Source organism: Streptomyces sp. NPDC088747, from assembly GCF_044751025.1.
In the GTDB taxonomy this organism is placed as follows: domain Bacteria; phylum Actinomycetota; class Actinomycetes; order Streptomycetales; family Streptomycetaceae; genus Streptomyces.
The window spans coordinates 242,420-264,747 of sequence record NZ_JBIVKZ010000012.1; the positions used below are offsets into that span (position 1 = coordinate 242,420).

The window sequence follows — 22,328 nt, forward strand, 5'->3', positions numbered from 1 at the left end:
CGGCGGCGCGCGGCGGGCGGCGCGGGGGGCCGGGCGGCGCCCGGGCCGGGCCCGCCGGCGCGGCCGCGCCCCCGGGGGCCGGGCCCGGGGCACGGGCTGGGCTGGCCCCGCCGGGCCCCACGGGCCGCCCCAGGTGCGGATGTCGTCCACGCACTACCCTGGGACAGGAGTGACGCGCTTGTTCACTGTGAGTGTGCGCAATGGAGTGGCGACGATGAGCCCGGTCCACCCCCTCGACGAGACCACCACAGCAAGGGCGGTCATCGACTCGAACGGCACCCTGGTCCGCTGGAACGAGGGAGCCCGCCGGCTGCTGGGCCACGCCCCGGCGGAGGTCGAGGGCAGCCCCGCCACGGACCTGCTCGCGCCCGGCGCCACGGCACCCGCCCCGGACCCCGCCCAGGATCGCTGGACCGGCACCCTCGCCCTGCGGCACCGCGACGGGCGCGTCCTGACCGTGTGGCTGCTCGCCCACCGGGAACCGGCAGGCGGCTGGCTCGTCCTCACGCCGGTGGCGCCACCGGGCCCGCCGGCACCGGACGACCCGCTGACCAGAGCCGTACTCGCCCAGTCACCCTGCGCCACGGCGGTCTACGACACACGGATGCGGCTGTACGGCGCCAACGACGCGATGTCCGCGGTGCTCGGCCTTCCGGAAGCCCGCGTCCGCGGCCTGCGGCTCTCCGAGGACGGCGGCAAGCGGGAGAGCGAGCAGCTCGAGGCGGCGGCCCGCGCCGTGCTCCTGTCCGGAGAGGGCCGCGACATGGAGACGTATCTGCGGACCGGCGGCGAGGACCGCGCGCACGCCTGGCTGGCACGGATCGCCCCGCTGACCGACCAGGAGGGCCGGGCCCTCGGCGTGTGTGTGTCCGCGCACGACTTCACCGAGCACTACATGGCCCGCAAGCGCCTCCAGATCGTCAACGAGGCCAGCGTCCGCATCGGCAGCACCCTCGACGTCACCCGAACGGCCCAGGAGCTCGCGGACGCCTTCGTCCCTGTCCTCGCCGACTTCGTCAGCGTCGACCTGCTGGACCCTCCCGAGCACGGGGCCGAACACCTCGTGGAGCCTCCCACCGCCCCGCTCACACTGCGCCGGGCCGCCCACCGGTCGGTGAACCCGGGTTCCCCCGAGGCCGTCGTGGCAGCCGGGGACATCGACGTCTACCCGGCCCTCTCGCCGCACGCGGACTCGCTGATCGCGGGGCGCACGACCGTGGCGCCCGACACGGCCGCGTCGATGGACGACCGGCTGGGCTGGGACGGACCGCGCGCCGAGCGTGTCGCGCGCTACGGCATCCACACCACGATGTCGGTGCCGATCCGGGCCCGTGGCCAGACCCTCGGCGTGGCCGTCCTCTCGCAATACCGACGCCTGGACCCCTTCACCTCCGAGGACGTACTGCTCGCCGAGGAGGTGACGGCGAGGGCCGCGGTCTGCATCGACAACGCCCGTCGCTTCTCCCGCGAGCGCGAGACGGCGCTCGCCCTCCAGCGCAGCCTGCTCCCCCAGTCGCCGGCCCGCACGGCCGCCGTGGAAGTCGCCTCCCGCTACCTCCCCGCCGCACGCGCCGGGGTCGGCGGCGACTGGTTCGACGTCATCCCGCTGGCCGGGATGCGGGTCGCGATGGTCGTCGGCGACGTGGTCGGCCACGGCATCCAGGCCTCGGCGACCATGGGACGGCTGCGCACCGCCGTCCGCACCCTCGCCGACATCGACCTCGCCCCGGACGAACTGCTCACCCACCTCGACGACCTCGTCGTACGACTGTCCGTGGAGGCCGGGGCGGAAGGCACCACCGGCGAGGTCGGCGCCACCTGTCTGTACGCGGTGTACGACCCGGTCTCCCGGCGCTGCGCCCTGGCCCGCGCGGGCCACCCGCCACCGGTCATGCTTCCGCCGGGCGGCCCGGCCCGGAAAATCGAGGTCCCCGCGGGACCGCCGCTCGGCCTCGGCGGACTGCCCTTCGAGAGCGTCGAACTCGACGTTCCCGAGGGCACGGTGCTTGCGCTGTTCACCGACGGCCTGATCGAGAGCCGCGAGCGGGACATCGACGCCGGCCATCAGGTGCTGAGCGACACGCTTGAGGAGCACGCGGACTCGCTGGAGGGGGCGTGCCACGCGATCCTCGGAACGCTCCTTCCGGTCGGCGGCGCCCCGGACGACGTGGCCCTGCTGCTCGCCCGTACCCGCGGGCTGCCCGCGTCCCAGGTCGCCACCTGGGCCATTCCCGCCGACCCCTCACTCGTCGCCCCGATCCGCAAGCAGGTCGTCGGGCAGCTCGACGACTGGGGTCTGAGCGAGGCGACGTTCACCACGGAGCTCGTGGTGAGCGAACTGGTCACCAACGCCATCCGGTACGGCGAACCGCCCATCCGGCTGCGCCTCATCCACGACACCACCACCCTGATCTGCGAGGTCTCCGACAGCAGCCACACCGCGCCGCATCTGCGCCGGGCCAGGATCTTCGACGAGGGCGGCCGTGGCCTGCTCCTGGTCGCCCAGTTGACACAACGCTGGGGAAGCCGCCACACGTCGGACGGCAAGACGATCTGGGCGGAGCTGACGCTGGTCGAGGAGTGACGCCGGGGCGACGCACGGCGAGGCCCTGCCTCAAGGGATCGCGCCGCGCGGGTGCGGCCGTGGGCCCGGAGAAGCCCGCCAAGCACGCGTGCCGACGGCCTCGGGAAAGCCGCCAGGTACGTGCGCCGATGATCTCCGGAAAAGCCCGCCGAGCACGCGCGCCGACAGCCTCGGGAAAGCCGCCAGGTACGTGCGCCGATGATCTCCGGAAAAGCCCGCCAAGTACGCGCGCCGACAGCCTCGGAGGAAGCCGCCAGGTACGTGCGCCCGACGGCCTCGGAGAAGCCCGCCGGGCACGCGTGCCGACGGCCTCGGCGGAAAGCTGAAAGGTGTCGGGGGAACGAGCGCACTTCGGGCCCGCGAAACCGCCGGCAGGGCTCTGACGGGGCCTTCCTGATTGGATGCAGGGGCAACACGCCCGTGCCCCGGAGGACCGAACCCTGAACGCCCCGCTCGCCGAGACCCTCTCCGTAGTCCTGCTCGTCGCCGTGCTCGCCTGCGCCGTCATCCGCCCTTTCGACTGGCCCGAGGCGGTCGTGGCGGTACCCGCCGCCGGGCTGGTGATCGTCACGGGTGCGATCTCCTGGGACCACGTGGTCGCCGAGGCCGAGCACCTGGGACCGGTGATCGGCTTCCTGGCGGCGGTCCTCGTGCTGGCCAGGTTCTGCGACGACGAAGGGCTCTTCCGGGCCTGCGGAGCGTGGATGGCGCGCTGGGCGGCGGACCGGCCCGGCCGGCTGATGACCGCCGTCTTCGGGCTCGCCTCGGCGATCACGGCGGTGCTCAGCCTGGACGCCACCATCGTGCTGCTCACGCCCGTCGTGTTCGCCACCGCGGCGCGGATGGGCGCCCGTCCCAAGCCGCACGTGTACGCCTGCACCCACCTCTCGAACACCGCCTCGCTCCTCCTGCCGGTCTCCAACCTCACCAACCTGCTCGCGTTCGGCGCCAGCGGTCTGAGCTTCACCCGCTTCGCGGCACTGATGGCCCTCCCCTGGCTGGTGGCCATCGCCGCCGAGTACGTGGTCTTCCGCCGCTTCTTCGCCCGCGACCTGGGGGCGACGGCCATGCCCGCTCCGGACGCCGACGAGCCGCCCGCCATGCCGCTCTTCGCGCTGATCACCGTGGGCTGCACGCTGGCCGGGTTCGTCGTCGCCTCCGCGGTCGGCATCGACCCGGCGTGGTCGGCCGCGGCCGGGGCTCTGGTGCTCGCCACCCGCGCCCTGGTCCGGCGGCGGGCCACCCCGCTCACCGTGGTCCGGGCCACCGCACCGGCCTTCCTCGCGTTCGTGCTCGCGCTGGGCATCGTCGTGAGGGCGGTCGTCGACCACGGGCTCGCCGACGCCCTGGGGCGGCTGCTCCCGGACGGCAGCGGCCTGCTCGCGCTGCTCGGCATCGCGGCGCTCGCCGCCGTGCTGGCCAACCTGATCAACAACCTGCCCGCCGTCCTCGTACTGATCCCGCTGGCCGCCGGGTCCGGGCCCGGCGCGGTGCTGGCGGTCCTGCTCGGGGTCAACATCGGCCCCAATCTCACCTATGCGGGCTCTCTGGCGACCCTGCTGTGGCGGCGTATCGTGCACCAGCACGACCACCGCGTGGACCTCGGGGAGTTCACCCGGCTCGGTCTGATCGCCGTACCGGCCGCGCTGATCCCGGCCGTAGTGGCTCTGTGGCTCTCACTCCAAGTCATCGGAGGCTGACCGTCATGCGCGTGGTCGTCTGGCTCGTCGAGGGAACCTGGCCCGCGTGCGTGGACGCCGTACGCCGGCACGCGCCGCAGGCCACCGACACGGTCCTGCTGTACGTCGATCAGCACGACGTTCCCGGGCTGGCGCACGGCGCCTTCGCCGGGCTGCTCGGCCGGGCGCGTTCCGAGGCCGACCCCGGTGACCGGCTGGAGGACCTCGAAGTCCCGGCGGCGACCCGGCTCCTCGACGCGGCGGCCGAGCGGCTGGGGCGCCCTTGTACCCGGCTGGAGCGCGGCGGGCGCCCCGAGCGGGAGGTGGTCGCCGCCGCGGCGGGCGCCGACCTGCTCGTGCTGGCCCGCGACGGTGACCGCTCCCGCCCCGGCCCGCACAGTCTGGGACCGGCGGGGCGGTTCGTGGTCGACCACGCGCCCTGCCCCGTCCTGCTGGTCCGGCCCGAACCGGCGCCGGAGGCCGGGCCGCCGCCGAGCCCTCCGGGCCCAGGTGCCCACTGACGTTCCCGGAGACCTCGGCCGGTGAGCGCGGCGGCATCGGGTGAGACATCGTGGAGACAGCCGAGAAGGGACAGCCGGATGACCCTCACGGACATGAGCGGGCTGCGCCACCGGTTCGACGAGGACGGCTCCGCGGTGGTGCGCGGGATGTTCACGGATGCCGAAACAGACGCCCTGTGCGCGGAGTTCACGGCGCTGCACGCCGCGGGCCCGGTGCCGGGACACTTCGAGCCCCGCGCCACGGAGACCGACGGCCCGGCTGATCCGCTGCACGCCTATCCCCGTGTCCTCCATCCGCACCGCATCAGCACGCTCTCGCTGCGGCGGCTTCTCGACCCGCGGCTGCGGGCCGTCACGGAGACGCTGCTGGGCGAGGAGGTGCTGGCCGCACAGAGCATGTTCTACTTCAAGCCGCCGGGCGCCCGGGGCCAGGCGCTGCACCAGGACAACTTCTATCTGCGGGTCGAACCGGGCACCTGTGTGGCCGCCTGGATCGCCTGCGACGTGATCGACCGGGAGAACGGCGGTCTGGAGGTCGTGCCGGGCACACACCGGATGGACCTGTTCTGCCCGGAGGAGGCGGACGCGGAGCTGTCCTTCGTGCGCGAGTACGTGCCCCCACCGCCCGGCCTGACGCCCGTGCCCGTCGACATGGCGCCGGGCGACGTGCTGTTCTTCAACGGCAGCCTCGTACACGGCTCGGGGCCCAACCGCAGCGCCGACCGCTTCCGCCGCTCGTTCATCGGTCACTACGTCGGCCGTTCCACCGAACGCATCGGCGGCTTCTACCGGACGCTGACGATGAGCGGGGAGCCGGTACCGCTGCCCGTGAGCGAGGGCGCGGGCCCGTGCGGCACCGAGTTCACGGCGCCGGCTCCCCACTGACGTCGTTTCCCCTGATCCCGTTCCCTTTCCCCGTCGAATGTGGGATGGGCCTCCCTGCCCGGTGACGACCTTGACTGGGCCGGACCGGCGCGCTTGGATCAATTCGTGCCGTGTTGCGACCCGGCGCGCAGAGGTACGCCCAGCCGGTAGCGGACATGGTTCAAGTCCGGCCAAAGTCGCCAGGACCGCGGGAGCGTCCGAGGCGGGGCCGTACCCGAGATTGATGGAGCGGACATGTCCGTCAAGCGTGTTGCCCGCGTCGGTGCCCTGGGGACGGTCGGTGTCCTGACAGCCCTTTCGATGCTGGCGGGATGCGGTTCAGGCGAGGACCGGGGAAAGGGCGACGCCACACGGGCCGCGCCCCGGCCGTCGAGTCCGTCACCGACCGCGACCACGGTCTCGAAGCCGCCCACCACACCGGCACCCACCCGGAGCCGGACGGCGACCGCGAGTCCCACCCCGAGTCCGGCCCCGTCACGGACGACGGCCCCGCGTGCGTCGGCGGTCGAACTCCCGCCGCTGCACGCGGGGTTCGACTACCAGATCGGGGGTGCCTATCCCCCGGCGTCCGGAGTCCGGATCGTCAGCCGCGACCGCTCGGACTCCCCCGCGCCCGGCCTCTACAACATCTGCTACGTCAACGCCTTCCAGGTCCAGCCGGGTGAACGGCACCAGTGGCCCGCCGACCTGCTGCTGCGTGACGCGCGGGGCAAGGTGGTCGTCGACGGCGACTGGGACGAGGCGCTGCTCGACATCGGCACCCCGGCCAAGCGCGAGCGCGTCGCTGCGCGGGTCAACCAGTGGATCGACGGCTGCGCGGACAAGGGGTTCGACGCGATCGAGCCGGACAACTACGACAGCTACACCCGCTCCGAGAACCTGCTGAGCGCCGGCGACGTCACCGCCTTCATCAAGTTGCTCTCGGACCACGCACACGCCCGGCACCTCGCCATCGGCCAGAAGAACACCGCGGAGTTGGCGGGGCTGAGGAAGCAGGCCGGGCTCGACTTCGCGGTGGCGGAGGAGTGCGGCGAGTACGACGAGTGCGGGGTGTACGCGAAGGCGTTCGACGACCGGGTGGTCGTCATCGAGTACACCGACAGCGGTCTGCGCAAGGCCCGTTCGGCCTTCGGCGACCGGCTGAGCATCGTGCGCCGGGACGTGATGGTGTCGAAGCCGGGAGACAAGGCGTACGTCCGCAGGACCCGCTGAGCCTCTCACCGAAGGACCCGCCGACCGTCTCCCGGACGGACCGGCGTCCACCCGGGACAATCGCCCTCGGGTGAACGGAGAGGCACGAAGTGGACGTACAGAAGAACATGACGACACTTCGCCTCGTCAGGCAGTACGCGGGCCTGCCGGCGAACACCGAGAGCCGGCCGGGACGTCTTCCGGCGCCCGGACGGCGGTTGTTCGTGCTCGCGGTGGCCGCGCTGCTGGTCCAGATGGCGGTGGCGATGGTCACGACGGCCGTGCGGCAGACGCCGACGATCGACGAGCCCGTCTACGCGGGCACGGCGACGGTCTACGTCCAGCAGCACAGCCTGCGTTTCAACCCGGAGCATCCTCCGCTGGGCAAACTGATCATCGGGAGCGGGCTGGTCTTCGCCCAACCGCACCTGGAGCCCGATTCCAGGGCCGACCAGACGGACTTGGGAAGACGCCTGCTGTACGAGTCGGGCAACGATCCCTGGCGGGTGATGCTGTGGGCCAGGCTGCCGGTGATCGCGCTGACGCTCCTGTTCGGGCTCGTCGTCCTCGCGTTCGGCCGTGAACTCGCGGGCCGCGCGGGCGGGTTGACGGCTCTCGCCCTGTACGCCCTGTCGCCCGACGTCATCGCCCACGGCTCGCTCGCCACCCTGGACGTACCGGCCTGCGGATTCCTGCTCACCTCCGTGTGGCTGCTCTGGCGGGCGCGCCGGCGTCCGCTCCCGGCCCTGCCGCTCGCCGGGGCGGCGCTCGGCGCGGCGGTCGCCACGAAGATGAGCATGCTGCCCGCGGTTCCGGTGGTGCTGCTCCTGGCCGCCGTGTCCGTCTGGCGGACAGGAGGTCCCGGCATGCCCGCGAAGGCGCGCCGGGCCCTGGCCGCGGTGTCGGGGGTCGCGCTGGTGGCCCTGGTCACGGTCTGGATCACGTACCTCGTCGTCGACCCCCGGCTGCGCTGGACCACGCCCGGAGACGTCCCGGACGTCCAAGGCCTGCGCGGCTTCCTCATCGACCGGCTGCCGTTCCCACAGCCCTACCGGGACGGGATGCGCATCCAGTTCGGCTTCGAGAACGACACCTGGGGCGGCTTCCTGTTCGGCCGGCACTACACCGGCTCGCTCTGGTATTACCTGCCGGCCGCGCTGCTGGTGAAGACGCCGCTCGGCGCTCTGGCGCTGTGGTCGGCCGGTGCCGTGGCGGTGGTCGCCACGCCGCGTCTGCGGTCCGCGGCCCCCTACCTCCTGGTCCTCCCGGCTCTGCTGCTGGCCACGGCGATGGACGGCTCCCGCGACCTCGGGGTCCGCTACGCCCTCTTCATGCCGCTGTTCCTCGCGGTGGCCGCGTCAGCCGTCGTCGCGACCCGCAGGAGATGGGCGTACGCAGGGACGGCGGTCCTGCTCCTGTTCGTGGCCGTCAGCTCGCTGCGCACGTTCCCCTACTACCTGCCCTACTCGAACGAGGCGTTCGGCGGACCGGCCAAGACCCATCTGCGGCTGCACGACTCGAACGTCGACTGGGGGCAGGACCTGGGCCGTCTCGCCGACCGGCTGGACGAGCGTTATCCGGGCGAACGGGTCTGGCTGGTCTACAAGGGCGCCGGTGTGCCGTCGGCCTACGGCATCGAGGCGGCCGACCCGCGCGAGGTGCCGCCGGGCGAGGTGCACGGTCTGCTCGTCGTGTCGGACTCCTCGATCGCCAAGGCGGAGGGACGGCTGGCCGCGCTGCTCGACGGGAGCAGGCCGGTGGACGACGTGGGGCACTCCATCACGATCTTCCGCCGTCCGTGAGGAGGTCCAGCACCCGTTCCCAGCCGAACTCCGGTCGCCCGCCGTCCTGTCGGACCTCCCCGGCGTACGGATCGCCGAACCGTACGCCCATCAGGACCAGCCGGTCGACACTCGCCCGGTAGGCGGGGTGCGCCGCCAACGCCTCGTTCACACAAGGCAGTACGGCGATCGGGACACCGAGTCCGTACGCCTCGCAGAGAGTTCCCAGGGCGAGGGTGTCGGATATCCCGGCCGCCCACTTGTTGACGGAGTTGAAGGTGGCGGGTGCCACGACCACCGCGTCGGGTGCCGGGAAGGGCCGGGGGTCACCCGGCGACCGCCACGCGGATCGGACCGGGCGGCCGGTGCTCGCCTCGATGGCCGCGACGTCGATGAAACCGAGCCCCTGCGGGGTGGCGATGACGCCGACCTCCCAGTCCCGCCGCTGTGCCGCGGCGATGAGTTCGCCGACATCGGAGGCGATACCGGCCGCGCAGACGACGACGTACAGGAAGGGCTTCTCCGCTTGTTCGTTCACCCGGAAGACCCTAGTGAACACGGACAGGGCCCTCATCGCACCGGGAAGGTGTCCCCTCGTTCGGCGTCGGGCCGTGGACCGAGGATCCGGCGTTCCCCCTCCTCGATCCGTACGTCGTCGATGCTCGCCTCGCGCCGGGCCATCAGGCCGTGCTCGTCGAACTCCCACAGTTCGTTGCCGTAGCTGCGCCACCAACGGCCCTCGGCGTCACGGGACTCGTACTGGAAGCGGACGGCGATGCGGTTGCCGTCGAAGGCCCAGAGGTCCTTGCGCAGGGCGTAGTCCAGTTCGCGTGCCCACTTCGCCGTCAGGAGGCTGACGATCTCGGCGCGGCCTCGTACGAAGGTGTCGCGGTTGCGCCAGACCGAGTCCTCGGTATAGGCGAGCGAGACCTTGTGGGGGTCCCGGGTGTTCCAGGCGTCCTCGGCGGCCTGGACCTTCTGGGCGGCGGTCTCCCGGGTGAACGGCGGCAAGGGCGGGCGGTCGGCCATGGGTGCTCCTCGGAACAGGAGAGAACGAGCGTTCTCCGGGCGCCTGCTAACGTAGAGAACGATCGTTCTCACGTCAAGGATGGGCCCGTACATGGACGGCACGACCGCGCGCGGACAGGCATCCGGCCTCGCCCGGGAACAGGCGTTGCGCCTCGCCCGCGAGCAGGCGCTCGACGCCGCCGAGGAGCTCTTCTACGGGCGCGGCGTACAGAGCGTCGGCATGGACGACATCCGGGGTGCCTCCGGGGTCTCGCTCAAGCGCCTCTACCAACTGTTCCCCGCGAAGGAGCAGTTGGTTGTGGCGTATCTGGAGCGGCGTGACATCCGCTGGCGCCGGCGGCTGGCCGAGCACGTGGACCGGCAGGTCGAGCCGGGGCAACGGCTGCTCGCGGTGTTCGACTGGCTGGGGCAGTGGTTCGCGGAGCCCGGTTTCCGCGGCTGCGCCTGGATCAACTCCTACGGCGAACTCGGCGCCACCTCACCACGCGTGAACGCCCAGGTCCGCGCCCACAAGCAGGCGTTCAGGGCATACCTGGAAGCCCTCGTGACCGATGCCGGGCTCCCCGCTCCCCTCACCGACCAGTTGTTCCTGCTCTCGGAGGGAGCCATGGTCACCGCGGGTATCACGGGAAGCGTGGATCCGGCCGGGCAGGCGGGGGTGGCCGCTCGGCTGCTGATGGAGGCCCAGCGATGATCCGGGCCGGAAGTGGCCGACGGGGATGAGTTGCGCCGGTGCTGCTGTTGAACTGTGCTGAGAACGAACCAGTACGCCGCGAGATGGGACGGAAGACATGCCTCTTGAGGGTGAGTACGAACCCAGCCCGACGAAGTGGGTGCGCGACCAGGTCGAGCTGTACGAGAGCTCCGGTGGCACCGAGGGGACGACGCTGCAGGGCTCGAAGATGCCCGTCGTCATCCTCACCACCCGGGGCGCCAAGAGCGGCAAGATCCGCAAGAGCCCGGTGATGCGCGTCGAGCACGACGGCAGCTACGCGGCGGTCGCCTCGCTGGGCGGCGCACCCAAGAACCCGGTCTGGTACTACAACATCAGGGCCGATCCCCGCCTCGAACTCCAGGACGGCGCCGAGCGCCGGGACTACACGGCTCGCGAGGTCACCGGCGAGGAGAAGGCGCGGTGGTGGGAGCGCGCGGTCGCGGCGTATCCCGCGTACGCCGACTACCAGAAGAAGACCGACCGGCAGATCCCGGTCTTCGTGCTGGAGCCGACGGACGACTGACCCGCGCCGAAGTTCGTCGGCGTCGGCGCGCATGAGCCGCCGGGCGCCGGGCACTCGACCATCAGGCCCCGTCGCGTCCCCCCGTCGCGGCGGGGCTTTCGCCTGCCATGTCCCTTGCCGTGTCGCCTGCCGTCTCCCCATGTGCCTCCGCCCGCGCGGTGCGTGCGTCGGTCACGTCGAGGAAGACCGGGCGGGCCTGCGGGACGGCCTCGGCCACGGAGCGCTTGATGCGGATGGCGACGTCCTCGACCCGTTCGCTGTCGATTCCCGGGACGAGGTCGACGCGGGCGGCGACCAGCGTCGAGTCGAGGCCCATTTCCATGGTCAGCAGTTCCTCGACGCTGTCGATCTCCGGCTGCGCGTCCAGCACGGCGAGGATCTCGCGGCGCTGTTCCTCGTCGGCGGCCCGCCCGATGAGCTGTTCGCGCGCGTCGCCGCCCAGCCAGAAGGCGATGCCGACGAGCAGCAGCCCGATGGCGAGGGACGCGGAGGCCTCCCACACGACCTGGCCGGTGACCATGTGCAGTGCCATGCCGGCGATCGCGAGGGTCACGCCGAGCACCGCCGTGCCGTCCTCGGCGACGACGGTACGCAGTGCGGGATCGCGCAGGCCGCCCTTGCCGCCCTGCTTGCGCACCTGGTGGAGCGCCCGCAGCAGCGAGGCGCCCTCGGCCAGCAGGGCCACTCCGAGGACGACGAATCCCACGATGTAGCCGCCGAAGGACTCCTCGGCACCGCTCCGGAGAGCCTCGAAGCCCTGGAAGAAGGAGAAGCAGCCGCCCATCACGAAGATGCCCACGGCCGCGAGCAGCGACCAGAAGAACCGCTCCTTGCCGTAGCCGAAGGGGTGCGTGGAGTCGGCGGGACGGCGGCTGCGGCGCAGCGCGGCGAGCAGGAAGACCTCGTTCAGGCTGTCGGCCACCGAGTGCGCGGCCTCCGAGAGCAGCGCGGGCGAGCCCGAGAGGAGACCGCCCGCCGCCTTGGCCACGGCGATCAGCAGATTGGCGCCCAGAGCCACCAGGACGGTCACCCGCGTCTTGCGGTCCGACTGATCCGGCTGGTCCGACTGATCCGGCCGCGCGGCATGGTCCGACCGGGCCGGCCCGTCGACGGGGTCCAACTGCCCCGAGCCGTCCGGTTGCTCCGGCCGCTCGGGGAGATCCTTCGATGCGCTGCTCATCACGACCGGTTTCCCAGGGCCGTCCGGCTCACACCGTGCAGAGGGCACCGATCTCCGGCGTCGGTCGGATCCCGTCCGGTCCAGCTCGGTCCGGTCGGGTCCAGTCCGGTCGGGTCAGGTCCGGTCAGTCCTGCTTCGGCGACGTCGCCGCCACATAGCGCAGGGTGAAGGAGTGCCCGGACGGATCGGCGTAGCCCCTCTCCTCGTAGAGCCCCGAGGCGTCGCCCGTCTCCAGGGCCCGCCCGCCGAGGCCGATGATCTTGCGCTCCGCCTCGTCGAGGTCCGACACATGGAAGTCGAGGTGGGCCTGGAGGGAGCTCTCGGGACGCGGCCAGCTCGGCGGTGTCGCCGCCATGTCCCGGCGGAACGCCATCCGGATGCCGTCGGTGCCCCGGATCTCCACCCGGTTCGCGTTCGCGTCCGTCTCTTCGGCCTCCAGCAGCTCTTTGTAGAAGGCGGCGAGTTTCTCGGGTTCGGCGCAGTCCAGTACCACGACGCCTGCCGTGACCAGTGTCATGCTTCCTCCGTAGGGATGTCGGGCGCCGAACACCTCTCCGGGCGTCTGCTGCCTCGCCCCCCTTGTTACCCCGTACGGCCGATTCAGTCCGCCACGAGCCACTCGCCGTCGCGCATGAGGTCACGTCCGGCGATCTCGTTGGCCTCACGCCAGGCCTGCACGCGCTGCGGCGTGACGCTGAAGTAGAGGTAATGGGTGGTCAGTCGGCGTGGGTCGAAGCCGGTCCTGCGGGCGAACGCGTCGGCGACGCCGTCCGCCAGCTCGGCCGCTTCCAGGGTCCGCACGGTCCCGTCGATCATCACCACGTCCCGGGTCGGGCCGATGCCCAGGCGGGCCCTGCCGCCGGCCCGCAGATTCCGGCCGGTCGGGCTGGCGGCCGGGGTGGCCAGCAGCAGGGTCTCGCCGTCCCAGAGGAAGGAGAGCGGGACGAGGTACGGCGCTCCCCCGTCGCCGTCGCCGTCGGCGGTGGCCACCCAGGTGTCCTCGTCGTGCTCCAGCCGGTGCAGGGTGTCCCGCATGCGCTGCTTCGCGGTGCGGGCGGGCGGGTTCGTCATCGAGCGGCCTCCTGATGAATGGCGTACGGGCTGACGGCTGGGCGGCGTTCAGGGTGACGGGTGGGTGTTCCCCTGTTCCGTCAGCTCCGCCAGGCGGGCGGCCGCCGCGGTCAGCAGCAGATCGAGCGCCGCCGGGTAGGCGCTGTGCCGCATGTCGGCCACCAGATGGCGGGCCGTGGCGGCGATGTGCGGGTGCGTGTCGGCGGGCAGCCGTGCGTACGTCGCCCGCCAGACGTCGGCCTCCGCCTCGCGGGCGGCGCGCGGCAGCGCCACGCTCGCGGAGTCGAGGGCCGCGAAGGCCAGGGCCTGGTCGACGAAGGCGTGGTAGATCCGGACGGCGTCGGGATCGGGAAAGCCGGCGCCGCGCAGCACCCCGAGGATCGTCTCGACGGCCTGGATCTCGTGCACCCGGCCGGTGACGCGGTAGGAACTGAGCACGGCCGCCTGGGGATGCGCGAGGGCTCCCGAGTGCACTCCGAGGCCGAGGGTCCGCAGGTCGGCGCGCCAGTCGCCGGTGGGGTGCCAGGTGCGCAGCGTACGGCCGATGAGCTCGTCGGCGATGGCCAGGAGCAGGTCGTCGGTGTCGTGGAAGTAGCGGTACAGGGCGCTGGGGTCGGCGCCGAGGGCGAGGCCGAGTCTGCGCACGGTGAGGGCGTCGGCGCCGTGCTCCTTGAGCAGTCGCAGCGCCGTATCGACGATCAGCTTCTCGGAGAGCACGACCCCGGTCTTGGTGGGGCGCCGGCGTCTTCGGGCCGCGGGCGGGACGACTCGGTCGTTCATGGACTCTCCCTGACTCCCCGGAGTTCCTGGGTGGCACTCCCCGGAGTTCCTGGGTGGCACCTTATGTCAACAGCGTTGACCTGTTAAGACCCCGGGCAGTTTCATTTGCCGTCACCGGGCCGACCTCGCGCCCGCCTCCTGATGTGATCGGAGCAGGCCATGACGGAGAAGCCCTACGGTGTCGACCCCCCGACGCTGCGCAAGTCACTCGGCGTCGTGGACGGGGTCGCCATCGCCGCGTCCAGCACGGCCGCGACCACCAGCATCGGCATCGGTCTCGGCGTCACCGCCGGAGTGGTCGGGCTTCATCTGCCCGCCATCATGCTGCTGGCCTTCCTCCCGATCCTCGGCATCGCGGGTGCCTACACCCGGCTGAACCGGGTCGAGCCCAACGCAGGCAACGGCTATGTGTGGGTGGGCCGTTCGCTCAATCCCTGGCTCGGTTTCCTGGTCGGCTGGGTGAGCATCGTGGCCACGGTGGCGTTCCTCGCCTACACGACGGCGGTCACCGGCTCGGCGATGCTTCAACTCGCCGGCCAGGCCGGGGTGCACGAGGTCGCCGGGCTCACGCTCGACCCGGGCTCCACGGCCCAGACGACGGTGGTCGGCATCGGCGTCCTCGTCGCGGTCACGTTCACCGCGGTGACCGGGATCAGGACGGCCGCGCGGCTGCAGAGCGGGCTGCTCGTCTTCGAGTACGTCGTCCTGCTGGGCTTCTGCGGCTACGGCATCGTCACCGGCCCGCACCCCTTCAGTCTGAGCTGGTTCGACCCCTTCGCGATCCCCTCGGCGTCGGCGCTGGCGCAGGGGCTGCTGCTGTCGGTGTTCTGTTACTGGGGATTCGAGGCGGCGTTCACGGTGAACGAGGAGGTGCGTGACCCCAAGGACGCCTCCCGGGCCGGGATCATCACGCTGGTGACGATGCTGGGGCTGTTCCTGCTCGGCTCACTCGCCTTCCAACGCGTCCTGTCCGAGGAGGAGTTGGCCGGGCACGGCGCCGAAGGGCTGGCGTTCTTCGGCGAAAGGCTCGCCTCCCAGCCACTGGCCGCGCTGCCGCTGGTGGCGCTGATGTTCTCGGCCGTCGCCTCGCTCCAGGCCGGGGTGATCCCCACGGCCCGCGGGATGTTCGCGATGAGCCGGGACCGTACCCTCGGCCCCGTGTGGTCCAGGGTCAGTGCCCGGTACGGGACTCCGGCGGCCGGAACACTCCTGATCGGGGCACTGGCGACGGGCGTGGCCGCGCTCGCGCTGGTGATCCCCAGGCTCGCCGACATGATCATGGCGACGGTGAACGCGGTCGGGATCGTCGTCTCCCTCTCCTACGCCCTCACGGCTCTCGCCGCCGCCGTGCGTTTCCGCGCTCTGCTGCGCGAGGACTGGCGGCAGGGGATCCGGGCCGTGGTCCTGCCGTCCCTGAGCGCGGCGGCCCTGCTCGGGCTCGGCGGCTATCTGGCTGGTCCTTCTACACCTCCACCGACCACCTCGAACTCAGCGCGGACAACGGGTGGTTCCTGCTGCTCACGCCGACCCTGATGGTCGTCTCCGGTTTCCTGGCCGCCGCGTGGGCGAAGTGGGTGCGCAAGTCCCCGTACTTCCGCACGGGCCGGGGCACCGACGCCGACGCGCCCCAACTGCTGGCCGCACCGCACTGACCGGAACACCCGCACCCCGCTCACCCAAGGAAACGGAACATGCACGCTGACCTCCTCTTCACCGGCGGCCCCGTCCTCACCCCCGAGGGGCCGACCGTGACCTCCGTCGCCGTCACCGGCGACCGGATCACCGCCGTCGGCCACGACGGGACGCGCGAGCTGATCGGCCCGCGGACCGAAGTCGTCGAGCTCGCCGGACGGCTGCTGCTGCCCGGGTTCCAGGACGCCCACATCCACCCGGTGCCGGCCGGCCTCGAACTCTCCCAGTGCGACCTGACCGGCACGAAGACGTCCACGGACACGCTCGCCGCCGTCCGCGCCTACGCCGACGCACACCCCGGCCGCGAGTGGATCACGGGCGGCGGCTGGTCCATGGAGGCGTTCGACGGGGGTACGCCGACGAAGGAGCTCCTCGACTCGGTCGTACCGGACCGGCCGGTGTACCTGCCCAACCGCGATCACCACGGCGCCTGGGTGAACAGCCGCGCGCTGGAACTCGCCGGGGTCACCCGGGACACGCCCGACCCCGCCGACGGACGGTTCGAAAGGGACGTCTCGGGCGAGCCCACCGGGATGCTCCAGGAAGGGGCCATGCAGTACGTCGGCCGGCTCACGCCGCCGACCACCCCGGCGGACCGGCTCGCCGCCCTGCTGCACGCCCAGCGGCATCTGCACGCACTCGGCATCACCGCCTGGCAGGACGCGCTGGTCGGGGACTTCATCGGGATGGACGACCCGTCCGAGGCCTATCTGACGGCGGCCCGCGAGGGCTCGCTGACCGCGCGGGTCGTCGGCGCCCTGTGGTGGGACCGCGAGCGCGGGGCCGAACAGATCCCCGAACTCGTCGAGCGGCGGGCGGCGTTGAGCCACGGCCGGTTCCGCGCCGGCAGCGTCAAGCTCATGCTGGACGGGGTCGCCGAGACCGGCACAGCAGCGCTTCTCGACCCCTACCTCGACAAATGCGGCTGCGCCACGGCCAATCGGGGCACCAGCTTCATCGACCCGGCCCGACTCCCCTCGTACGTCACCGAGTTGGACGCCCTCGGCTTCCAGTGCCACTTCCACGCGCTGGGCGACCGGGCCGTGCGCGACGCGCTGGACGCCGTGGCGGCGGCGCGGAAGGCGAACGGGCCGAGCGACACGCGTCCGCACCTGGCGCACCTCCAGGTCGTGCACCCCGACGACGTACCGCGCTTCGCGCGTCTCGGCGCCACGGCCAACATCCAGCCGTTGTGGGCCGCGCACGAACCGCAGATGGACGAGCTGACCATCCCCTTCCTGGGAGCCGAACGGGCGGCCTGGCAGTACCCGTTCGAGGCTCTGCTGCGCTCGGGGGCACGACTCGCGGCGGGCAGCGACTGGCCGGTCAGCAGCCCCGACCCGCTCCAGGGCATCCACGTCGCCGTCAACCGGGTGGCCCCCGGCGAACGGGGCCCGGTGTTCCTGCCGGACGAACGCATCGGTCTCCGGGCCGCGTTGACGGCGTACACCGCGGGATCGGCGTACACCAACCACCTCGACGAGACAGGAAGCGTACGGGTGGGGGCCCTGGCGGATCTGGTCGTCCTGGACCGTGACCCGTTCGCCGGACCGGCGGAGGCGATCGGCAGGACGAAGGTCGCGCTGACCTATGTGGGAGGGGAGCGGGTCCACGCGGCGCACGACGCCTAGGGCCTGTCTGACAATTCCCGTCGTCGCCCGGAGGGCGGCCTCGCGGCGTCAGGTGCGTGCTCTCGCCGTGCCGGGCGTGGACCCTCGTACTGGACGTACTTGGGTCTGCGCCCGGTGCGGCGAGAGTGCGTGCATGGCGTCGCGGGGCAGACGGGAATTGTCAGACAGGCCCTAGCGCCCTCTCCCCCGGGCTTTGCCCCCGCCCGGCGACCGGGCCCGACTCCACCTGCTGCGGGGGGAGTTGGGCCGCGTCACACCTGTCCCACGCGTTGCACAGCTCACACCATAGATCGTTTAGGCTCTGGGCAGTCTCGAAGCGGAATCCGAGTCGTCAGTTCCTGTCTCGGAGAGCGCCGTCGAGTAAGCGGGCGAACAATTCCGGTCGCCCGTGCGCAGGGGCGGGGGCCTGTGTAACGCCGCAAGAGAGGACGCGAATGTCGCAGGACGTCAGGTTCGACCTCCCCTTCAGGACCCCCGTGAGCGAACATCTCGAGTACGCCCGTGAGCGCCATCTGCGCTGGGTGTGGGACATGGGGCTGGTCCGCAGTCAGGCGGGTTTCGAGGAGTACCGGTCCTGGGACCTCCCCCAGGCCGCGGCGCGGACCTACCCCCACGCGTCGGCCGACGACATGATCCTCCTGATGAACTGGTTCTCCCTGGCGTTCCTGTTCGACGACCAGTTCGACGTCGGCAAGCCCGACCGCGCGGACCGGATAGCGGAGGTGGCGCGGGAGTTGATAGCCACGCCGCTGCGTCCCGCCGGGACCCCGCCGCGGGTCGAGTGCCCGATCACGGTGGCGTGGGCGGAGGTCTGGGGCCGGCTCTCGGACGGCATGTCGCTGACCTGGCGCACCCGGTTCGCGGCCTCCTGGGGAAGGTTCCTGGTGGCGCACACCGAGGAGGTCGACCTGGCGGCCAGGGGGCTGGCGGGGACGCTCGGCCTGAAGGAGTACGCCGAGTTCCGGCGCCGCACGGTGGGCATCCACCACAGCATCGACGCGGGGGAACGCAGCCGGGGCTTCGAGGTGCCGGCGCAGGTGCAGGCCCATCCCCTCATGGTCCGGATGCGGGATCTGGCCGCGGACACCATCGGGTTCATGAACGACATCCACTCCTTCGAGCGCGAGAAACGCCGGGGGGACGGCCACAACCTGATCGCCGTGCTGCACCGGGAGCGCGGACACAGTTGGGAGGAGGCCGCGGCCGAGGCGTACCGGATGACCACCGGGTGCCTCGACGAGTACCTCGAACTCGAGGCCCGGGTACCGCTGATGTGCGAGGAGCTCGGTCTGACCGCCGAGCAGCGGGTCCAGGTGCGGATGGGCGTGGAGGCGATCCAGCACTGGATCAACGGCAACTACGAATGGGCGTTGACCACCGGGCGGTACTCCGCGTCGAAGGAGGGTCCGGCCGCGACCGCCGAGCTGGCGGGCAAGGGCTCGCTGGACGACCTGCTCGCGGTCTGACACCGGGTTCACACGCTTCTGCCCGGCCGGGTCCACCGGCCGGGCTGAGGCGATCGGGTCCACCGGCCGCGGAGACGGTCGGGCAGAGGCGGTCGGGAGCGGTCAGACCCGGCTGGTCTGTGCTGTGAACTCCACCGGGAGCGAGTCGAGACGCGCCTCCCAGGTCGAGGCGGTCGAGGTGAGTTCCTCGGAAGGCACGGCCAGCCGCAGACCGGGCAGCCGGTGCAGCAGGACGTCGACGGCCGTCTCGATGATGGCCTGGCCGATGTTCTGCCCCGGGCACTCGTGCGGGCCACCGCTGAACGCGAGGTGCGACTGGTTGCCGTACGGGGACACATCGGGGTCGGGCCGGATCTCCGGGTCGAGGTTGCCCGCGGTGAGTCCGAGGACCAGCAGGTCGCCCTCCTTGACGTGCAGTCCGCCGAGTTCGAGATCGGCGGTGGCGAACCGTCCCGGCAGCACCGCCAGCGGCGGGGTGTTCCACATGACCTCCTCGACGACCGCGGAGACGTTCAGCTGTCCGCTGACCAGCCCCGCCAGCCGGGAGGTGTCGGTGAGGATCAGTTGCAGCACCCGGGCCAGCAGATTGCTGGTGGTGGTGTGCGCCGTGATCAGCACCAGCCGCAGATGGTTGACGATCTCGTCGTCGTCGAGGTCGGCGTGGTGTCCGAGCAGCCCGCTGGTGAAGTCGGAGCCGGGCTCCAGGCGCTTGCGCTCGGCGAGTTCGGCCAGGATGCGCATGATGCGGTCGTTGTGGACGAGGGCGTCCTCGCCGCCCTTGATCACATGGGCACAGGACACGGCCAGGTTGCGGCCCTCGCCCTCGGCGAGGCCGAAGACCCGGGTCAGCACGAGCATCGGCAGGTACTCGGCGTAGTCGCCGACCAGTTCGGCGCTCCCCGTCTCCGCGAACGCGTCGATCTGCCTGTTCGCGAAGTGCGTGACATGCCGGCGGACGCCGCGCCCCGCCATGGCGTGGAGGTTGTCGGTGACCGCGGCGCGCAGTCTGCGGTGCGGTTCGCCGTCCTGCGACACGCAGTCCGGGCGCCAGCCGAGCATCTGGATCAGTGGGGACGCGCTGTCGACGTGTCCCTCCTTCCAGTCCCGCCAGATGCGCGAATCCCGGCTGAACTGGCGGGGGTTGTCCAGCACCCGGCGGTTCTCCCGGTAGCCGAGGACCAGCCAGGCCGGGACGTCGCCCTCCAGCAGTACCGGAGCGAGGGCGCCGTGTTCCTTGCGCAGCCGTGCGTAGATGCCGAGCGGGTCGATCGCCGCCTCCGGCCCGTACAGCCGGGTGAGTTCGCCGTCACCGCCACCGTCACTGCCGCCGTCACCGTCGCGGTCACCGCTGGCTCCGCCGCCGTGCGCGACGGGGCAACCGCGGGGAGAGTCGGGGCCGTTCAGGGGCTGGGCGTTCATCGGGGCTCCAGTGCGGCGGCCGAGCGGTCCTTGAGGTGACGTATCAGCGCGATGAGTACGTCACGGCTGGATGCCCGGTCGCGGGCGTCGCAGGCGATGACCGGGATGTGCGGGGAGATGTCGAGCGCGTCGCGGATCTCCTCGACCGGGTGTTCCGTGGAGTCGGGGAACACGTTCAGGGCGATGACGAAGGGGACGTCCTGCCGCTCCATCTCCTCGATCGCCCGGAAGCTGGAGGCCAGTCGGCGCGTGTCGACGAGGACCACCGCGCCGAGGGCGCCCTTGAAGAGGCCGTTCCACAGGAACCAGAACCGTTCCTGGCCCGGCGTTCCGAACAGGTAGAGCACCAGCTCGTCGTTGATGCCGATCTTGCCGAAGTCGAGGCTGACGGTGGTCTCCTGCTTGTCCGCCACCCCGATCAGGTTGTCGACGTCCGCGCTGGCCCGGGTCAGGGTCTCCTCGGTGGTCAGCGGCTTGATGTCGCTGACGGAGCGCACCATGGTGGTCTTTCCGGTGCCGAAGCCGCCCGCGATCATCACCTTCACCGAGCGGGTGCCGCCGTCCGACCCCCGGTCGGGGTGGTCAAAGCCTTTGAAGTCCACTGAGTACCTCCTCAAGGAGCGCGAGGTCGGGCCCGCTGCCGGCGCGTGACGCCGGGATGGGGTTACGGGCTTCCACGTGGCCTGCGTCCAGCAGATCGGCCAGGAGCACCGCGAGAATGTTGAAGGGCAGTCCGAGGTGGGCGCCCAGTTCGGCCACCGACAGCGGATCGCGGCAACGCCTGACGATCTCCTCGTGCTCGTGCTGCATCCCCGGGGAGGGGGCGGCGCGGGAGATGATCAGGGTCGCCACGTCGAGACTCGACGCCTCGCCGTCCGGTCCGCTGCGGCCGCCGGTGAGGACGTAGTAGCGCTCCAGACCGGACGGGTCCGTGGGACGGCGGGGAGCACTCATCCAGAGTGCTCCTCCTGACGCGCACTGGTGCCGAGGAGCTCGCCCATCCTGCGGGCGAGGTCCCTCATCTGGTGTCCGAGGAGGCCCTGGTCGAGGCCCTCCCTGGCGAGTACGCCGAGGTACGTCTCCACGCCGGCCCGCACCACGAAGAGGTGACCGCCGTCCACCTCGATCATCGCGAGCCGCAGTTGCCCGGCGTACTGGGGGAACTGCTCCGCCACCGGCTGGGCGAGCGCCTGCAGGCCCGCGACGACGGCCGCGAAGCGGTCCACGTCGTCGGGGTCCTCGGCGCCGTACGAGGTGATCGCCTTGCCGTCGCTCGATGCCACGAGGGCGAAGCGGATCTCCTGGATGCTCTCCGTCAGGTCACGGAGCGCCCAGCTCACGTCGGTTCCCTGTTGCGTCATGTGGACCAGTCGCTCTCTTCAGTGCGGTACTCGTTCGACTCGCGTCCGGTTGCCCGCCCGCGGTCCGCGGTCACCCCGGCGACGGCTGCGGGGGCGTGCCGGGATGTTGTTTCGGTGACACCGTCCGGGCCCCGGCCGGTGTCCGCCTCACCGTCTCCGCCGGCGCCGGGGCCAGCGGCCTCCGTACCGGTCTCGACGGGACCCCGGTCGACGGCCTCCTCACCGGCTTCGACGGCGCCGGGATCCGTGGTCACCTCGGCACCTCCGACGGGGCCGGGGGCCGTGGTCCCTCACCGGCTTCGCCGGGGCCACGGTCGGTGGCCTCCTCGGCGCCTCCGACGGGCGCACGGTCCGTGGTCCCTTCGGCATCTCCGAAGGGACCGGGGGTCGTTGTCCCCGCACCGGCGTCCACCGGACCACCGTTCGTGGTCTCCTCGGCACCTTCGACCGGGCCGCGGTCCGTAGTCACCTCGACGCCTCCAACGGGGCCGGGCCCCGTTGCCCCCGCACCGTCCTCCACCGGACCGCCGTCCGTGATCTCCTCGGCGCCATCGACCGGGCCACGGTCCGTAGTCACCTCGGCACCTCCGACGGGGCCGGGGCCCGTTGTCCCCGCACCGACGTCCACCGGACCGCCGTCCGTGATCTCCTCGGCGCCTCCGACCGGGCCACGGTCCGTAGTCACCTCGACGCCTCCAACGGGGCCGGGCCCCGTTGCCCCCGCACCGACGTCCACCGGACCGCCGTCCGTGGGCACCTCGGCACCTTCGACCCGACCACCGTCGGTGGTCCCCTCGCCGGCCTCCGTCGGCCGGTGGTC

General features: G+C 71.8%; 21 protein-coding genes and 1 pseudogene. 11 read left to right on the plus strand and 11 right to left on the minus strand.

Going from position 1 to position 22,328, the window contains the following annotated elements; translation table 11 throughout:
• Window positions 1-214: 214 nt before the first annotated feature.
• The 6 genes from ACIP79_RS27095 to ACIP79_RS27120 all read left to right on the plus strand — a co-directional run bounded on the left by ACIP79_RS27095 (window position 215) and on the right by ACIP79_RS27120 (window position 8,662).
• Window positions 215-2,584: a SpoIIE family protein phosphatase gene (locus tag ACIP79_RS27095; protein WP_401227289.1), complete on the plus strand. Its 2,370-nt coding sequence runs from the start codon at window positions 215-217 to the stop codon at window positions 2,582-2,584.
• Window positions 2,585-2,985: 401 nt separating this feature from the next.
• The gene (locus ACIP79_RS27100; protein ID WP_401227290.1) at window positions 2,986-4,284 is read left to right on the plus strand and encodes an arsenic transporter; all 1,299 of its coding nucleotides are present in this window, start codon (window positions 2,986-2,988) and stop codon (window positions 4,282-4,284) included.
• Window positions 4,285-4,289: 5 nt separating this feature from the next.
• A complete protein-coding gene (locus tag ACIP79_RS27105) occupies window positions 4,290-4,784 on the plus strand; it encodes a universal stress protein (protein WP_401227292.1) in 495 nt (164 codons plus the stop codon).
• Between the two features lie 78 nt (window positions 4,785-4,862).
• Window positions 4,863-5,669: a phytanoyl-CoA dioxygenase family protein gene (locus ACIP79_RS27110; protein ID WP_401227294.1), complete on the plus strand. Its 807-nt coding sequence runs from the start codon at window positions 4,863-4,865 to the stop codon at window positions 5,667-5,669.
• Between the two features lie 234 nt (window positions 5,670-5,903).
• Window positions 5,904-6,881 (plus strand): endo alpha-1,4 polygalactosaminidase, encoded by a 978-nt coding sequence (locus tag ACIP79_RS27115; RefSeq protein WP_401227295.1) that lies wholly within the window; start codon window positions 5,904-5,906, stop codon window positions 6,879-6,881.
• 107 nt (window positions 6,882-6,988) lie between these two features.
• Complete coding sequence (locus tag ACIP79_RS27120; RefSeq protein ID WP_401227296.1) at window positions 6,989-8,662, plus strand: phospholipid carrier-dependent glycosyltransferase; 1,674 nt, start codon at window positions 6,989-6,991, stop codon at window positions 8,660-8,662.
• On the opposite strand, the gene ACIP79_RS27125 is transcribed toward ACIP79_RS27120, so the two are convergent.
• A complete protein-coding gene (locus tag ACIP79_RS27125) occupies window positions 8,640-9,179 on the minus strand; it encodes a flavoprotein (RefSeq protein ID WP_401227297.1) in 540 nt (179 codons plus the stop codon). The two genes, ACIP79_RS27120 and ACIP79_RS27125, sit on opposite strands and share 23 nt — an antisense overlap.
• Window positions 9,180-9,211: 32 nt before the next feature.
• Window positions 9,212-9,670, minus strand: coding sequence for a DUF1348 family protein (locus tag ACIP79_RS27130; protein WP_383687846.1), 459 nt, complete (start codon window positions 9,668-9,670; stop codon window positions 9,212-9,214).
• 91 nt (window positions 9,671-9,761) lie between these two features.
• Here ACIP79_RS27130 and ACIP79_RS27135 point away from each other — a divergent pair, with 91 nt between their 5' ends.
• Window positions 9,762-10,364, plus strand: a complete 603-nt coding sequence (locus ACIP79_RS27135; RefSeq protein ID WP_401227298.1) for a TetR/AcrR family transcriptional regulator — start codon at window positions 9,762-9,764, stop codon at window positions 10,362-10,364.
• Between the two features lie 97 nt (window positions 10,365-10,461).
• Entirely contained in the window at window positions 10,462-10,908 is a 447-nt protein-coding gene (locus ACIP79_RS27140) for a nitroreductase family deazaflavin-dependent oxidoreductase (RefSeq protein ID WP_401227299.1), read from the plus strand.
• Window positions 10,909-10,969: 61 nt separating this feature from the next.
• Here the strand turns inward: ACIP79_RS27140 and ACIP79_RS27145 are convergent, their stop codons facing one another.
• From ACIP79_RS27145 to ACIP79_RS27160, 4 genes are all read right to left on the minus strand, one after another.
• On the minus strand, window positions 10,970-12,088 hold the full coding sequence (locus tag ACIP79_RS27145; RefSeq protein WP_401227300.1) for a cation diffusion facilitator family transporter: 1,119 nt from the start codon (window positions 12,086-12,088) through the stop codon (window positions 10,970-10,972).
• A 124-nt stretch (window positions 12,089-12,212) separates the two neighbouring features.
• A complete protein-coding gene (locus ACIP79_RS27150; protein ID WP_401227301.1) occupies window positions 12,213-12,605 on the minus strand; it encodes a VOC family protein in 393 nt (130 codons plus the stop codon).
• A gap of 83 nt (window positions 12,606-12,688) precedes the next feature.
• Complete coding sequence (locus ACIP79_RS27155; protein ID WP_401227302.1) at window positions 12,689-13,159, minus strand: pyridoxamine 5'-phosphate oxidase family protein; 471 nt, start codon at window positions 13,157-13,159, stop codon at window positions 12,689-12,691.
• A 48-nt stretch (window positions 13,160-13,207) separates the two neighbouring features.
• A complete protein-coding gene (locus ACIP79_RS27160) occupies window positions 13,208-13,939 on the minus strand; it encodes a TetR/AcrR family transcriptional regulator (protein WP_401227303.1) in 732 nt (243 codons plus the stop codon).
• 159 nt (window positions 13,940-14,098) lie between these two features.
• Between ACIP79_RS27160 and ACIP79_RS27165 the strand changes: the two are divergent.
• The 3 genes and pseudogenes from ACIP79_RS27165 to ACIP79_RS27175 all read left to right on the plus strand — a co-directional run bounded on the left by ACIP79_RS27165 (window position 14,099) and on the right by ACIP79_RS27175 (window position 18,728).
• Window positions 14,099-15,591: pseudogene (locus ACIP79_RS27165) on the plus strand (APC family permease).
• Between the two features lie 39 nt (window positions 15,592-15,630).
• Window positions 15,631-17,262, plus strand: coding sequence for an amidohydrolase (locus tag ACIP79_RS27170; protein ID WP_401227304.1), 1,632 nt, complete (start codon window positions 15,631-15,633; stop codon window positions 17,260-17,262).
• A 434-nt stretch (window positions 17,263-17,696) separates the two neighbouring features.
• Window positions 17,697-18,728 (plus strand): 7-epi-alpha-eudesmol synthase, encoded by a 1,032-nt coding sequence (locus ACIP79_RS27175; RefSeq protein WP_401227306.1) that lies wholly within the window; start codon window positions 17,697-17,699, stop codon window positions 18,726-18,728.
• Window positions 18,729-18,830: 102 nt separating this feature from the next.
• On the opposite strand, the gene ACIP79_RS27180 is transcribed toward ACIP79_RS27175, so the two are convergent.
• The 5 genes from ACIP79_RS27180 to ACIP79_RS27200 are packed head-to-tail and all read right to left on the minus strand — an operon-like array spanning window position 18,831 to window position 21,762.
• Window positions 18,831-20,147: a cytochrome P450 gene (locus ACIP79_RS27180; RefSeq protein WP_401227307.1), complete on the minus strand. Its 1,317-nt coding sequence runs from the start codon at window positions 20,145-20,147 to the stop codon at window positions 18,831-18,833.
• Window positions 20,144-20,749 carry an ATP/GTP-binding protein gene (locus ACIP79_RS27185; protein ID WP_383689061.1) on the minus strand — a complete coding sequence of 202 codons (606 nt, stop codon included), beginning with the start codon at window positions 20,747-20,749 and terminating at the stop codon, window positions 20,144-20,146. The genes ACIP79_RS27180 and ACIP79_RS27185 overlap by 4 nt, the downstream gene beginning before the upstream one ends.
• A complete protein-coding gene (locus ACIP79_RS27190; RefSeq protein WP_383689062.1) occupies window positions 20,730-21,101 on the minus strand; it encodes a DUF742 domain-containing protein in 372 nt (123 codons plus the stop codon). Before ACIP79_RS27190 ends, ACIP79_RS27185 begins: the two co-directional genes overlap by 20 nt.
• Window positions 21,098-21,508 (minus strand): roadblock/LC7 domain-containing protein, encoded by a 411-nt coding sequence (locus tag ACIP79_RS27195; protein WP_383689063.1) that lies wholly within the window; start codon window positions 21,506-21,508, stop codon window positions 21,098-21,100. Before ACIP79_RS27195 ends, ACIP79_RS27190 begins: the two co-directional genes overlap by 4 nt.
• Window positions 21,505-21,762, minus strand: coding sequence for a hypothetical protein (locus ACIP79_RS27200; protein ID WP_401227309.1), 258 nt, complete (start codon window positions 21,760-21,762; stop codon window positions 21,505-21,507). The genes ACIP79_RS27195 and ACIP79_RS27200 overlap by 4 nt, the downstream gene beginning before the upstream one ends.
• Window positions 21,763-22,328: the final 566 nt, after the last annotated feature.